The sequence below is a fragment of the Roseateles sp. GW821-FHT03B02 genome (assembly GCF_059421025.1).
The window spans coordinates 418001-432194 of record NZ_JBWKUV010000001.1; the positions used below are offsets into that span (position 1 = coordinate 418001).

Annotated in this window: 9 protein-coding genes; 2 read left to right on the top strand and 7 right to left on the bottom strand. The window is 71.2% G+C overall.

All coding sequences use genetic code 11. The annotated features are described in order from the left end of the window. The first annotated feature begins 67 nt into the window (after positions 1-67). Both AC07VX_RS01900 and AC07VX_RS01905 read left to right on the top strand, forming a co-directional pair. Positions 68-658 (top strand): LysE family translocator, encoded by a 591-nt coding sequence (locus tag AC07VX_RS01900; RefSeq protein WP_493163421.1) that lies wholly within the window; start codon positions 68-70, stop codon positions 656-658. Between the two features lie 95 nt (positions 659-753). After that, positions 754-1782 carry a CHASE domain-containing protein gene (locus tag AC07VX_RS01905; protein WP_493163420.1) on the top strand — a complete coding sequence of 343 codons (1029 nt, stop codon included), beginning with the start codon at positions 754-756 and terminating at the stop codon, positions 1780-1782. On the opposite strand, the gene AC07VX_RS01910 is transcribed toward AC07VX_RS01905, so the two are convergent. From AC07VX_RS01910 to AC07VX_RS01940, 7 genes are all read right to left on the bottom strand, one after another. Further along, complete coding sequence (locus tag AC07VX_RS01910) at positions 1779-2699, bottom strand: transglutaminase family protein (RefSeq protein ID WP_493163419.1); 921 nt, start codon at positions 2697-2699, stop codon at positions 1779-1781. The genes AC07VX_RS01905 and AC07VX_RS01910 overlap by 4 nt on opposite strands. Further along, positions 2696-5344 carry a circularly permuted type 2 ATP-grasp protein gene (locus AC07VX_RS01915; protein ID WP_493163418.1) on the bottom strand — a complete coding sequence of 883 codons (2649 nt, stop codon included), beginning with the start codon at positions 5342-5344 and terminating at the stop codon, positions 2696-2698. Before AC07VX_RS01915 ends, AC07VX_RS01910 begins: the two co-directional genes overlap by 4 nt. Before the next feature lie 58 nt (positions 5345-5402). After that, complete coding sequence (locus AC07VX_RS01920; RefSeq protein WP_493163417.1) at positions 5403-6251, bottom strand: alpha/beta fold hydrolase; 849 nt, start codon at positions 6249-6251, stop codon at positions 5403-5405. 4 nt (positions 6252-6255) lie between these two features. Further along, entirely contained in the window at positions 6256-9669 is a 3414-nt protein-coding gene (locus tag AC07VX_RS01925) for a transglutaminase family protein (protein WP_493163416.1), read from the bottom strand. Next, positions 9666-10601 carry an alpha-E domain-containing protein gene (locus tag AC07VX_RS01930; protein ID WP_493163415.1) on the bottom strand — a complete coding sequence of 312 codons (936 nt, stop codon included), beginning with the start codon at positions 10599-10601 and terminating at the stop codon, positions 9666-9668. The genes AC07VX_RS01925 and AC07VX_RS01930 overlap by 4 nt, the downstream gene beginning before the upstream one ends. Before the next feature lie 13 nt (positions 10602-10614). Continuing rightward, a complete protein-coding gene (locus AC07VX_RS01935) occupies positions 10615-12048 on the bottom strand; it encodes a circularly permuted type 2 ATP-grasp protein (RefSeq protein ID WP_493163414.1) in 1434 nt (477 codons plus the stop codon). A gap of 137 nt (positions 12049-12185) precedes the next feature. Then, complete coding sequence (locus AC07VX_RS01940; RefSeq protein WP_493163413.1) at positions 12186-14159, bottom strand: TonB-dependent receptor; 1974 nt, start codon at positions 14157-14159, stop codon at positions 12186-12188. Between the last annotated feature and the right edge of the window lie 35 nt (positions 14160-14194).

Below are 14194 nucleotides of genomic sequence, written 5' to 3' on the forward strand. Positions count from 1 at the left end.
CGCGCGCCGCCGGCAGCACCGCAAAACGCAAGCCCATTCGACGCCCACCTGCCTAGAGTTGCGCGCCATGGAAACCACCCTCAGCATGCTGGCCGCCCTGGCGGGCTTCGCCTTCGTCACCTCCATCACGCCAGGTCCCAACAACCTGATGCTGCTGGCCTCAGGCACCCACTTCGGCTGGCGGCGCAGCCTGCCGCATCTGCTGGGCATCAGCTTCGGCTTCGGCGTCATGCTGGCCCTCGTCGGCCTGGGCCTGGGCCAGGTCTTCGGCCGCTACCCCGGCCTGCACGACGTGCTGAAGTGGGTGAGCCTGGCCTATCTGCTCTACCTGGCCTTCAAGATCGCGACGGCAGCGCCGCCGGAGGCCGGCAACAGCGGCCAAGGGCAGCCGATGGGCTTCGGCGCCGCCGCGCTGTTCCAGGTCGTCAACCCCAAGGCCTGGGCCATGGCGCTGACGGCCGTGACCGCATATGGCGACCTCGGCGTGCCGGCATTGACCGCCGTCTTCGTGCTGGTCAACCTGCCCTGCTGCGGCTCCTGGGCGTTGCTGGGCGAGCAGATGCGCCGCTGGCTGCACCGGCCGCGCGCGCTGCAGGCCTTCAACTGGGGCGCCGCGGCGCTGATGGTCGCCTCGGTACTGCCGATGCTCGGCGGCTGAGCGCCGCGGCCGGTCTATCATCGCGGCGCCATGCCGTCGCACCAGCGCGTTAGCCGGACTGGGCGTGGCCATGGCAGCCGAAAGACCCAGCGCCGATGCCCCTGCCCGCCGACCGCGCCGCCCACCCCATGCGCCGGGCCCTGCCCGCGCTGGCGTTCGCCGCCGCGCTGGCACTGACGCTGGCGCTTGCGGCCGGCTCCCTGCAGCGCAAGGCCGCCGAGCGCGCTCTGCTGTTCAGACATCTGACCGACGACTTCCGGGCATCGCTGACCTTTGCGGTGCGCCGGCAGCTCGACATCCTGCCCAGCCTGCGACTGGCCGCCAGCGGTGCGGCGCCGCTGAACGACGCGCAGTTTTCGCGCCATGTCGCCGGCCAGTTCGCCAACGGCCGCCACCCGGGCCTGGTGCTGAGCTTCGTGGCCGAGCGCGTCGACGCGGCCGGGCGCGCCGCCTTCATCGAGCGCGTGCGCGCGGACCGCAGCGCCGATCCGGCCGGCCACCCGAGCTTCGACATACAGCCGCCCGGCGAGCGGCCCGAGTACATGCTGCTGCGCCACCAGCATCCGGCCGACCCGACCAACGACGGCTACGACTTGTACGACCCCGGCAAGGCCTACCGCCAGGCCGTCGAGAACGCCATCAGCGTGGGTGGCCTCGTCGCCACGGCGCCGCTGCTGCTGGCGCGCGACCGCCATCGGCCCGGCCACCCGGAGCTGGCCAGCGTCGTCGTGCGCGCCGCCACCTACCGCGGCGACCGCCTGCCAGCCGGCACCGAGGCCCGGTGGGCCGCCGCTACCGGCGTCGTCGGCATCGCCTTTCGCGGCGCCGAATTCGTGCGCAGCGTGCTGCCGGCAGAGCTTGCCCCGCCGGCCCGCGTGCGCGTGATCGACGTCGACAGCCCGACGCCGGTCTACGACAGCGAGCCCGGTGCAGCACCGCCCGCACCGGCACATAGCTTCGAGCTGCCGGTGGCCGACCGGCGCTGGCGTGCCGAGGTGACGCCGCCCGCGCTGGCCTGGTGGCAGCTGGCCGACGAGGACACGCTGGCCCTGCTCGCCGCCGGCACGGCCGGCGCGGCCGTGCTGGCGGCGCTGGCGGCGCGGTTGTCCCGGCGCCAGGGCTAGGCGGTCGACGGCTCCACCGTCACGCCCACCCGCAGCGTGGCCACGCCGCCGCCGCGCAGCACGCCGCGCAGCGGCGCCACGTCGGCGTAGTCGCGCCCCCAGGCGAGCGTGACGTGATCCAGGTCCGCGGCAACGGCGTTGGTGGGGTCCAACGCCAGCCAGCCCTGCTCGGGACACCAGAGCTCGACCCAGGCATGCGACGCATCGGCACCGACCAGCTTCGGCGCACCCGGCGGTGGTCGCGTCAGCAGATAGCCCGACACATAGCGCGCCGCCAAGCCGAGAGAGCGGCAGGCGGCGATGAAGACATGGGCGAAGTCCTGGCAGACGCCGCTGCGCTGGGCCAGCGCGTCGGCGGCGCGCGTTGCGACCGTCGTGCTGTGCGGCAGATAGCGCAGGTCGGCGTGGATCTGGTGCATCAGCGCCAGCCCGCCGGCGGCCAGCTTGCAGCCAGGCGAGAAGGCGCGTCGCGCGTAGGCGGCCAGCGTCGCGTCGGGCGCAGCGTAGGTGGAGGCCAGGGCGAACTCGTCGGCCTCCTGCAGCGCGCGACCGGCGCGGTAGCGCAGGCCGGCGGCGACGGCCTCCCACGCCGGGCCGCAGCCGGCGTCGGGTGCCGGGCGGTCGCTCAGGCTCGCCTCGAAGCGGCTGTCGACGACCAGGTTCTCGTGCACGCGGGCATGGCCGAAGCTCAGGTGGCCGTTGCCCCAGGGGTCGCGGCGCAGGTGCCGGGCCAGCATGCCGGCGTCCAGCTCCAGCCCCTCCACGCCCCAGCCGTCGGGCAGCGGGTCGATGTTCAGGCGCCAGCCATCGACCTGCTGCCACGGCGTCTCGCGCGGCGCCAGGCAGGCCGCGTGGTAGGCCCACTCCACCGAGGCCTCGTAGGTGTACTCGGTGACGTGGTGGACGGACAGCTTCATTGCCACACCCGCTGCTCCGCGCCGATGACGTGGGCGAAATAGCGCTGGCTGATGAGGCCGGACAGTTCGCCGGCCTGGGCCGCCGCGCGCCTCAGGTGCTCGACCAGGGCCGGCCCCGGCCCCGCCAGCTCGGCCAGCGGCCAGGCCTCGGGCACGGGCAGCTCGGCGGCGATGTCAGCGGCCCACTCGGGGTCGTGGCGGGCCAGCTTGGCGAAGCGGTCGCGCAGGGTGCGCGCCACCCAGGCGAGCGAGCGCGGGTTGTCGGTATCGTGCACCAGCAGGTGCAGCAGCGGCGGGGCCTCGCGCCGCGCCTGGAACTGGGCGCGGTAGGTGATGGTGGAGTCGAACACGCCCAGCAGCAGGCCGAAGCCGTCCTCGGACAGCGCGAGGCCGTGCTCGAAAGCCTCGGCCAGCACCTCGGCATGGAAGGACAGCCGCTCGATCTGGCGCCCGATGGACAGCAGCCGCCAGCCGTCGTCGCGCGTCATGCGGTCGGTCTGGGCGCCGGTGATGGCGGCGAGGTGGGTGTCGGCGCGGGCCAGCACGTTGAGCACGTCGCCCATCGGCGCGGCCGGGCCGGGGCGGTCCAGCACGGCGCGCAGGTGCTGCTCGAACTGCGCCGCCGTCTCGTGGATGAGGCGCCAGGCCTCGGGCGACAGGCGCTCGCGCAAGGCCTGGGCGCAGCCCTGCAGCGCGCGCAGGTTCCAGCCCACGCTGGTGACGCCGGAGCCGGGCAGCAAGGCCGTCAGCAGCGCGCGCTCGAAGCCGCGCGGGTCGTCCTGGGCCGCGGGCGCCGCGGGGCCGACGAGGCCGTGGCGGCGCGCCAGCTCGTCCAGCAGCGGCAGCATCGGTGGCGGCATGGCACCGCGCTGCACCATGACGCTGGCCTCGATGATGTGGCGAGCCAGCCGCGCGCTGTTCTCGGCGCGCTCGGTGTAGCGGCCCAGCCAGAACAGGTTCTCGGCGGCACGGCTGGTGACGGTCCAGTGCACCTGGGCCAGGTCGGCCGCCTGCAGGGGCTGGGGCAGCAGCGTCGTCGCGTCGACCTCGCCATCGGTCATGACCCAGGTGTCGGCGCTCAGGGACCCACGCTGGATGGACAGCCAGGCGTCGGCCAGCGGGTCGCGCTTGGGTGCCACGCGGGCCAGGCCACCGGGCAGCACGGTCCAGCCGCCCTGGCCATCGGTCAGCGCGAAGACGCGCAGCACCGCTACGCGCGGCTCCAGCGCGCCGCGCGTCCAGACCGGCTGCTTGGTGGGCTTGACGCGCGCCTGCAGCGTGTAGGCGGTGGGGTCGGCGTCGATGCGCTCGGCCAGTTCCCGCAGGGCCTCGTCGCTGAGTTCGGCGGCAACGATGGGAGAGAAGCTGCGCGTCGTGCTGCTGGCCGCGAAGGTGGGCACGACGATGAACTGCGCCAGCCGCGGGCGCAGCGCGCCCCAGGCGCTCTCCTCGCCGCACCACCAGCTCTGGATGGCCGGCAGCACCAGCTCCTCGCCGAGCAGGCTCTCGGCGACGCCGGGCCAGAAGGCGGCGAGGCCCGGGCTTTCCAGCCAGCCGGCGCCCGGCACGTTGGCGATGACGACCTCGCCGGCACGCGCAGCCTGCAGCAGCCCCGGCACGCCGAGGATGGACTCGGGGCGCAGCTCCAGCGGGTCCAGCCAGGTGTCGTCCACGCGGCGCAGCAGCACGTGCACGCGCTCCAGGCCGGCCAGGGTCTTCAGGTAGACCTTGTCGGCGCGCACGGTCAGGTCGGCGCCCTCGACCAGCGCGATGCCCAGGTAGCGGGCCAGGAAGGCCTGCTCGAAGTAGGTTTCGTTGCGCGGCCCCGGCGTCAGCAGCGCGACGCGGCTGCGCTCGCCGGCGGGGGAGAGCTTCATCAGGGTCTGGATGAAGTCGCGGTAGCTCGCCGCCAGGCGTTGCACGGCCATCTGGCGGAAGGCCTCGGGAAACTGCTGGGCGATGATGAGGCGGTTCTCCAGCACATAGCCCAGGCCCGAGGGCGCCTGCGTGCGCTGGCCGACCACCCACCAGTGGCCGTCCGCGCAGCGCGTGAGGTCGAAGGCCAGCACATGCAGGTGCACGCCGCCCGAGGGCCGGTTGCCGTGCATGCCGCGCAGGTATTGCGGATGGGCCAGCACCAGCGAGGCCGGCAGCAGGCCCTGCTGCAGCAGCCGGCGCTCGCCGTAGATATCGGCCATGACGGCGTTGAGCAACCGGGCGCGCTGGGCGATGCCGGCCTCGATGTGCCGCCACTCGTCGGGCTCGATAAGCATGGGCAGCAGTTCCAGCGGCCAATGGCGGGCCAGCGGTGCGCCGTATTCGCCATCCTGGCCGGGCAGCGGCGGGCCGTCGCTGTGCACGTTGTAGCTGGCGCCGTCCTCCAGCACGCGACGCTGCACGCGCAGGGCCTTGGCGCTGAGCTCCTGCCAGCCCGCCGCACCGCCGGCCGCGAAGAAGCGGCGCCAGCGCTCGGCCAGGCCGCCCTGGGGCTCGCCGGGCCGGTTGACCTGGCCGGTCAGCTCGTAGAAATGACCGTCGCGGCTGCGCAGCGCGGCCGACAGCGCCTGCGCCAGCGGGTCGGGCGCCAGGGCTTCCTCGGGCTCATCGGGAAGCAGGCTCCATTGGCTGGGGGTGAGCTCGGTCATGGGAACGGACGGCGCGGGCGAAAAGGCATTGTCGAGCAATGCCCGCGCCGGGCCTGGTTCAGGCAGCCAGGAAGCGACGCAGCACGCGCTCGGCCGCTTCCGGGTCGTCGCGCCAGGCGCCGTGGCCCACGCCGGGGAAGCGCTCGAAGCCGGCGACCCACTGCGGCGGCAGTGCCGCGACGATCTCGGCGGCATCTTCGGGCGGCGTGACGGGGTCGGCCTCGCCGGCCATGACGAGCACCGGGCATTGCACCTTCGCCAGCCCCGGGCGCAGGTCCATGCCCGGCAGCTCGGTGCGCGTGTGCTCGAACAGGATCTCGGGCTTGAAGATCATCCAGCCGCCGGCATCGGGGTTCTTCGGCTTGGTGTTGTAGAGATGGCGGCAATGGGTCTCGTAAGCTGCCCAGGTGTCGGGGCCGGGGTGCTCCCAGAAGTCGCGCGTGGCCTGCGCGGCAGCCGGCCCGCCGAGGCGGCCGAAGCGCTCGATCTTGCGTGCCAGACCGAAGTGATGCGAGGTGCTGGACAGCACGACCTTGGCCGGGTGCTCCGGGTGGCGCGCCAGGTAGCGCTGCGCGACGAAGCCGCCAAAGCTCTGGCCCAGCACGATGGGCTTGACGACACCCAGCGCATCGCACAGTCGCACGACGTCGTCCGCAAAGACGTCCAGACGCCACTCGTCGGCCGGCCGCGGGTCGCTGCGGCCGTGGCCGCGCAGGTCGAAGTAGACGATCTGGCAGAGGTCGGCGAAGCGGCTGAAGAAGGGCCGGAAGGCCGTGTGGTCGAAGCCAGGGCCGCCGTGGATGAGGACGAGGGTGGGCTTTTCGCGCAGCGCGCGGCCCTCGGGCACGCGGCCCAGTCCCTCGATGTCGATGAAGAGGCGGATGCCGGACTGGATTTCGATGTGCATCCGCTCAGGATACTTTGCGCAGATCCAGCGTGAACGGGAACTCCAGGCTGCGCTGCGGCTCGCCCACCTCGACGCGGCCCGGCGTGTGCCCGTGCGCGGTGAAGCGCGCCAGGCGCCGGCTCTCGGCCTCGTAGGCGTTGACGGGCAGCGTCGCGTAGTTGCGCCCGCCCGGGTGGGCGACGAAGTAGCGGCAGCCGCCGAGCGACTTCTGCTGCCAGGTGTCGACGAGATCCACCGTCAGCGGCGCGTGGATGCCGATGGTGGGGTGCAGCGCCGAGGGCGGCAGCCAGGCGCGGTAGCGCACGCCGGCCACGAACTCGCCGACGCGGCCGGTGGGCTGCAGCGGCACGGGCTGGCCGTTGACGGTGATGCGGTGGCGCGGGTCGACCAGGCCGCTGACATGCACCTGCAGCCGCTCCATCGATGCATCCACGTAGCGCACATTGCCGCCGGCCGCGCCCTCCTCGCCCATCACATGCCAGGGCTCCAGCGCACCGCGCAGCGTCACGTGCACACCGCGCGCGGCGAACTCGCCGAACTTGGGGAAGCGGAACTCGACGTGCGGCGCGAACCAGGCGGGATCGAAGGCGTAGCCGGCCTCGGCCATGTCCTCGATGACGTCGGCGAAGTCCTCGCGGATGAAGTGCGGCAGCAGCCAGCGGTCGTGCAGCTCGGTGCCCCAGCGCACCAGCGGGGTCTTGTAGGGCGCGTTCCAGAAGCGGGCGACGAAGGCGCGCAGCAGCAGTTGCTGCACGACGCTCATGCGCGCATGCGGCGGCATCTCGAAGGCGCGCAGCTCCAGCAGGCCGAGCCGGCCGGTGGCCGAGTCGGGCGAGTAGAGCTTGTCGATGGAGAACTCGCTGCGGTGGGTGTTGCCGGTCACGTCCACCAGCACGTTGCGCAGCGTGCGGTCCACCAGCCAGGGCGGCATCGATTCCCCAAACTTCGCCTCGGCCTTGTGGATCTCGCCGAGTGCAATCTCCAGCTCGCGCAGCTGGTCGTTGCGCGCTTCGTCCACGCGCGGCGACTGGCTGGTGGGGCCGATGAAGAGGCCGCTGAAGAGGTAGCTCAGCGAGGGGTGGTTGTGCCAGTAGGCCAGCAGCGAGGCCAGCAGCGAGGGCCGGCGCAGGAAAGGCGAGTCGGCCGGCGTGGCGCCGCCCATCACGAAGTGGTTGCCGCCGCCAGTGCCGGTGTGGCGGCCGTCGATCATGAATTTCTCGGTCGACAGGCGGGTGAGGCGCGCGGCTTCGTAGAGGAATTCGGTGTGGGCAACCAGCTCGCCCCAGTTGTGCGCCGGGTGGATGTTGACCTCGATGACGCCGGGGTCGGGCGTGACCTGCAAGAGCTTGAGCCGCGGGTCGCGCGGCGGCGGGTAGCCCTCCAGCACGATCTTGTAGCCGGTGTCCTCGCAGCTGGCCTCCACGGCCGTCAGCAGCTCCAGGTAATGCTCCAGCTTCTCCAGCGGCGGCATGAAGACGTAGAGCACGCCTCTGGCCCGGCCCTTGCCTTCGGCCGAGGGGCCGTTGGCGCGGCGCGGGTCGCGGGCCTCGACGCAGAGCGCCGTGCGCGTGAGGCCGCCGGCGCTTTCAAAACGCCCGGGCCGGGCCGGGCCACCCGCCGTCCCGTTGCCGGTATCCACGCCCCCGGACTGGCGCAGCCCGGGCGTCGGCCCAGCCGAAGTAACGCCCTGCACCTGGGCTCTCAGCGTGGCAGCCGCCGGGAGCATGCCGCGCGGCGCGAAGGGGTCCTGCTCGATCAGGTAGGGGTAGTCGCCCTTGCTGACCCAGGGCAGGGAATCCAGCGGCAGGCGCCAACCCATGGGGGAATCGCCGGGGTGCAGGTACAGGCGCTCGTCGCGCAGGAACCAGGGGCCCGTCTGCCAGCGCGTGCCGGCCAGGGCCGGTGCATCGCCGCTGTGGCGCAGCGGCAGCACATGGCCGACGACGTGGGACAGGCCCTGGTCGAACACGCGGCGCAGGCGCACGCGCTCCATCTCGTCATCCAGCCGCGAGTCGAAGGGGTCGACGTTGACCGGCAGGCGACGCTCGCGCCAGAGGTAATAGAAGGTGTCTTCATAGCCGGGCTGCACATGCGTGTCGGGCAGGCCCAGGCGGCGCGTCAGCGCCTTCATGAAGACCTCGGCATCCTCGCTGGTGTAGCGGTGCTGTTCGCGCTCGTCGGCGAACCAGTCGGGATTGCGCCAGCAGGGCTGGCCGTCGGCCCGCCAGTAGATGGACAGGGCCCAGCGCGGCAGCTGCTCGCCCGGATACCACTTGCCCTGGCCGAAGTGCAGGAAGCCGCCCTGGCCATACTCGTCGCGCAGCCGGTGGGTGAGCTGCTGCGCGTAGACGCGCTTGGTGGGGCCCAGCGCCTCGGTGTTCCATTCGGGCGCGTCGCGGTCGTCGACGGCGACGAAGGTGGGCTCGCCGCCCATGGTCAGCCGCACGTCGCCGGCGGCCAGTTCGCGGTCCACCTGCTCGCCGAGCTTGAGCACCTCGGCCCATTGCGTCTCGGTGTAGGGCTTGGTCACGCGCGGCGACTCGTAGATGCGCGTGACGCTCATCTCGTGCTCGAACTCGACCTCGCTCTTGTCGACGCCGCCGCTGATGGGCGCGGCGCTGCCCGGCGTGGGCGTGGCGGCCAGAGGGATGTGGCCCTCGCCGGCCATCAGGCCGGAGGTCGGGTCCAGGCCCACCCAGCCGGCGCCGGGCAGGTAGACCTCGCACCAGGCGTGCAGGTCGGTGAAGTCGACCTCGGTGCCGCTGGGGCCGTCCAGCGCCTTCTCGTCGGGAGTCAGCTGGATCAGGTAGCCCGACACGAAGCGCGCGGCCAGGCCGAGGTGGCGCAGCAACTGCACCAGCAGCCAGCCGGAGTCGCGGCAGGAGCCCGAACCCTTTTGCAGCGTTTCCTCCGGCGTCTGCACGCCGGGCTCCATGCGAATCAGGTAGGAGACGCTGTTCTGCACGCGCTGGTTCAGATCGACCAGGAAATCGATGGTCGCGCGCTCGGTGCGCGGGATGCCCTTCAGGTAGGCCGCGAGCAGCGGCGTCGTTGGCTCCACCTGCAGATAGGGCGCCAGCTCGATCTGCTGCGCCTCGTCGTAGGCGAACGGAAAGGTCTGGGCCTGCGGTTCCAGGAAGAAGTCGAAGGGGTTGTAGACCGCCATCTCGGCCACCAGGTCCACCGTGACGGTGAACTCGGTCGTCTTCTCCGGGAAGACCAGCCGCGCCAGGTAGTTGGCGAAGGGGTCCTGCTGCCAGTTGATGAAGTGCGTGGCCGGCTCGATGCGCAGCGAATAGCTCAGCACCGGCGTGCGGCAGTGCGGCGCCGGGCGCAAGCGCACGACCTGCGGGCCGAGGTTGACCGGGCGGTCGTACTTGTAGCGGGTGACGTGCTTGAGGGCGACGTGGATGCTCATACCAGGAAGTCCTTGCTGATACGAACACCGAGGTCGGCCACCTCGGCCAGGAAGCCATCCAGAAAGGGATGCAGGCCATCGGCCAGGATCTCGTCGATTCGCCCGAAGGCGAGCTCGGCCTCCAGCCGCCCCACGCGCCGCAGCGTCTCGCCCGACTGGGCGTTGGCCACGCGCTTGAGGTTGGCCTGCATGCGCGTCACGCAGTGCGACAGCGAGCGCGGCATGTCGGGCCGCAGGATCAGCAGCTCGGCCACCTTCTCGGGCTGGATGACGTTGCTGTAGACCTTGCGGTAAATCTCGAAGCCCGACACCGAGCGCAGCACGGCCGACCAGTAGTAGAAGTCGCGCGCGGCGTCATGCTCGCCTTGCGTCTGCTCCTGGCGATAGAACTTCACGTCCAGCAGCCGCGCGGTGTTGTCGGCCCGCTCCAGGAAGGAGCCGATGCGGATGAAGTGGAAGGCCTCGTCCTGCAGCATGGTGCCGACCGTCACGCCGCGCGAGAGGTGGCTGCGGTACTTGACCCACTCGAACAGCTGCGACGGATCGCGCGCCAGCGCGCCCTCGCGCAGCAGGCGGCGGAATTCCAGCCAAGTCTGGTTCATGGTCTCCCAGACCTCGGTCGTCAGCGACCCGCGCACGGCCCGCGCGTTCTCGCGGGCGGCGCGCAGGCAGTTGAAGATGGACGAGAGGTTGCTCTCGTCGGCCACCATGAACTCCATGACGTTGCGGCCGTTGATGGCTGGGTACTTGGCGCCGTACAGGTTGTTCAGCTCGGAGATGGAGACGAGGCTGCGCCAGGTCTGCTCGGATTCGTCGACGGACTGGGGCTGCAGGGAGGTCTGGTAGGCGATGTCCAGCATGCGGGCGGTGTTTTCGGCCCGCTCGATGTAGCGGCTCAGCCAGAAGAGGTGGTCAGCGGTTCTCGACAGCATGTTCAGTCCTCCCTCAGTCCTCAAGAACCCAGGTGTCTTTCGTTCCACCACCCTGGCTGCTGTTCACCACCAAGGAACCTTCCTTCAACGCCACGCGCGTGAGCCCGCCCGGCACCATGCGCACCGACGAACCCGACAGCACGAAGGGTCGCAGGTCGATATGACGCGGCGCGACGCCGCTCTCGACGAAGGTCGGGCAGGTGGACAGCGACAGCGTGGGCTGCGCGATGTAGTTGCTCGGGTTGGCGACGAGCTGGGCGCGGAAGGCCTCGACCTCGGCCTTGGTGGCCGCCGGGCCGACGAGCATGCCGTAGCCGCCCGCACCGTGCACCTCCTTCACCACCAGCTCGGGCAGATGGGCCAGCGTGTAGGCCAGGTCCTCCTTCTCGCGGCAGACGTAGGTCGGCACGTTCTGCAGGATGGGCTTCTCGCCGAGGTAGAACTCGATCATCTTCGGCACGTAAGGGTAGATGGACTTGTCGTCCGCGATGCCGGTGCCGATGGCGTTGGACAGCGTCACCTTGCCAGCCTTGTAGGCGTCCACCAGGCCGGCGCAGCCCAGCTGCGAGTCGGCGCGGAAGACCTTGGGGTCGAGGAAGTCGTCGTCCAGGCGCCGGTAGATGACGTCCACGCGCTTGGGGCCCCGCGTCGTGCGCATGTAGACGAAGCCGCCGTCGACGAACAGGTCCTGCCCCTCCACCAGCTCGACACCCATCTGCTGGGCCAGGAAGGCATGCTCGAAGTAGGCCGAGTTGTACATGCCCGGCGTCAGCACGACGACGGTGGGGTCGGCCACGCCCGAGGGCGCCACACTGCGCAGCGTGTCCAGCAGCAGGTCGGGGTAATGGGCCACCGGCGCGATGCGGTGGTTGGCGAAGAGCTCGGGGAAGAGCCGCATCATCATCTTGCGGTTCTCCAGCATGTAGCTCACGCCGCTGGGCACGCGCAGGTTGTCTTCCAGCACGTAGTAGTGGCCGCTGCCGTCGGCATGGCCTGCGCGGACGATGTCGACGCCGGCGATGTGGCTGTAGACGCCACCCGGCACGTCCACGCCCATCATCTCCTTGCGGAACTGGGCGTTGTTGAGGATCTCGTCGGCGGGGACGATGCCGGCCTTGAGGATCTCCTGGTCGTGATAGACGTCGTGGATGAAGCGGTTCAGCGCCGTCACGCGCTGGGCCAGGCCCGCCTGCATCGACGTCCATTCGGCCGCCGGGATGACCCGCGGGATCAGGTCGAAGGGGATGAGGCGCTCGGTGCCCTCCCCGCTGTCCTTGTCGCCGTAGACCGCGAAGGTGATGCCCACGCGGCGGAAGATCAGCTCGGCCTGCTCGCGCCGCTCGCGCATCAGGGATTCCGGCTGGTCGGCCAGCCAGCGGGCGTAGGACTCGTAGTGCGCGCGGGTGGTCGGCCCCGCGGCGTTCATCTCGTCAAAGGCGGTCTGCATCGTCGCTCCTGTTCCCTGCTCGCGACGCAAGTTCCGCGCCCGCGCGAGAAAGAAGCTTCTGGTGCGCGCACGCACGACTTGCGTGCATGCCGCCCGCTGCGGGGGCGGCATGCACGGTTGTACACCGTAGCGCCGTGTCAGAACCGCAGTTGCAACCCTGTGCTGGCAGACCGGCCGGCCTGCGGGGCCAGATCGCGGATGGTGGGCACGGCCGTGGCGTTGTAGGCCAGCTTGTTGGTCAGGTTGTCGAGCTTCAGGTACCAGAGCGCATCGGTCTGGCCCCAACGCAGCTGGCGGGCGACCGACAGGCGAAGCAGGCCGTAGCCCGGCGTCGGCCTGTCGAACTCGGCGACGCGGGTCTGGCGGGCGGCACCGCGCCATTCCAGCTTGCCCGACCAGTCGCCCTGCTTCGCCTCCAGACCCAGCATGGCGCGCAGCGGCGCCAAGCGCGGCAGCGGCTCGCCGGTCGTGCGGTTGTCGCCGCGCACGGCATCGAGCTGGCTCAGCAGCGCCACGGCGGGGTGCACCTGCCAGCGGCCCTCGAACTCCACGCCGCGCAACCGCGCCGGCACGGCGGTGAAGGCGTAGACCGGCACCACCTCGCCGCCGTTGTCGGCCGTCTCGCCAGTGGCCTGCAGGGCGATGTAGTTGGCAAAGCGCGTCTCGTAGACGTTGACGTGGACGTGGCTGCCCTCGCCCTCCCACTTCAAGCCCAGATCGGCACCGCTGGAACGCTCCACGCCCAGGCTGGCATCGCCGCGCTCGTAGGACGCGCTGGCCAGGTGCAGGCCGTTGGCGAACAGCTCGTAGTAGGCCGGCGCACGCTGGGTGCGGTTCAGGTTGGCGCTCAGGCTCCAGGCCGCCGACAGCGGGTAGACGCCGCTCAGCGCCAGGCTCACGGGCCGGAAGCGCCGCGACGCCGCTGCGCCGAAGCGGCTGCCGCCGTCGGAGTCCACCGTCACGCGCTCGGTGCGGGCGCCGGCCGACCAGTCCACGCCGGCGAGGCGCGCCTGTTCCAGCACGAAGACACCGGTGTTGCGCGTGCGCGTTCCGGGCACGAAGGCTTCCTCGCCCAGGGCGGAGAAGTCCAGCGCTTCGGTCTGCAGGCCGATCAGTCCCTTGACCGGGCCGAGGGCGGCGTGCTCCACCTCCACACGCCCGTCCGTGCCCGTGCTCTTGAAGGTCGTGCCCGGCACATCGCCTTCCATCTCCACGTGCTCGTAGCGGTTGCGGCTGAGCTGCCAGCTGACGCGATGCACCGGGCCGTCGGCCGTGGCCCATTCGCCCGCCGTGGCCAGGCGCTGGCGCTGCATGCGGATGGTCACGTCGGCCTCGGCCGTGGTGCCGTAATCGGTGTGGAAGTCGTCCACCGACACGCCGGCGTAACCGCCCTGGAAGAACACCGAGCCGCCCACCGCGCCGCCATGGCTGCGCGCGGCGGAGTTGCGCACGCTGGTGCGGCTTTCACCCTCGCTGTCGAAGCGCGGCGCAGCCTGGTCGCCGGCATCGCGGCCGGACAGGTCGACATGCCAGCCGAAGCCCGAATGCGCCTGGCCCGCGCCGCCATCCAGCACGACCGCGCCGCTCTTGTCGTGGCTCGCGCCGCCCAGCCGCACTTCGGCCGCGCCGCTCAGGCCTTTGATCAAGGTGCGCGGAATGCGGTTGTCCAGCGTGTTGACGACGCCGCCCACCGCATTGCCGCCGTACAGCAGCGCCGCCGCGCCGCGCAGCACCTCGACCTTGTCGATCACCAGCGGATCGATGGCCACGCCGTGGTCGAAGCTGAGGTTGGACGCATCCACCGACGCGCCGGAGTTGCTCAGGATGCGCACCCGGTCGCCATCCAGGCCGCGGATGCTGGGCCGGCTGGCGTTGGGGCCGAAGTTGGTGGCGGCCACGCCGGGCAGGCCTTGCAGGGTGTCGCCGAGGTTGGTGGCGCGAGTCAGCACGAGCTGGTCGCCACCGAGGGAATCGCTGGGCTGGGCCAGCACCTGGCTTTTAAGCGGGTTGCCGGTGACGACGACCTTGTCGAGGGATTCGGCCGGCTCGGCGTGAGCGGAGAGGGAAACGACACAGGCGGCCGCGAGTGGCGCCAGGGCAAAGGAACGCATGAGGATTCGACTTCCACGAGAAAACGCAATCACCC

Bases quoted from the DNA above. Each gene is read 5' to 3' on its own strand.
- AC07VX_RS01935 (WP_493163414.1), bottom strand. From the start codon at position 12,048: ATGCAGACCGCCTTTGACGAGATGAACGCCGCGGGGCCGACCACCCGC.
- AC07VX_RS01940 (WP_493163413.1), bottom strand. From the start codon at position 14,159: ATGCGTTCCTTTGCCCTGGCGCCACTCGCGGCCGCCTGTGTCGTTTCC.
- AC07VX_RS01905 (WP_493163420.1), top strand. From the start codon at position 754: ATGCCCCTGCCCGCCGACCGCGCCGCCCACCCCATGCGCCGGGCCCTG.
- AC07VX_RS01915 (WP_493163418.1), bottom strand. From the start codon at position 5,344: ATGACCGAGCTCACCCCCAGCCAATGGAGCCTGCTTCCCGATGAGCCC.
- AC07VX_RS01925 (WP_493163416.1), bottom strand. From the start codon at position 9,669: ATGAGCATCCACGTCGCCCTCAAGCACGTCACCCGCTACAAGTACGAC.
- AC07VX_RS01900 (WP_493163421.1), top strand. From the start codon at position 68: ATGGAAACCACCCTCAGCATGCTGGCCGCCCTGGCGGGCTTCGCCTTC.
- AC07VX_RS01920 (WP_493163417.1), bottom strand. From the start codon at position 6,251: ATGCACATCGAAATCCAGTCCGGCATCCGCCTCTTCATCGACATCGAG.
- AC07VX_RS01930 (WP_493163415.1), bottom strand. From the start codon at position 10,601: ATGCTGTCGAGAACCGCTGACCACCTCTTCTGGCTGAGCCGCTACATC.
- AC07VX_RS01910 (WP_493163419.1), bottom strand. From the start codon at position 2,699: ATGAAGCTGTCCGTCCACCACGTCACCGAGTACACCTACGAGGCCTCG.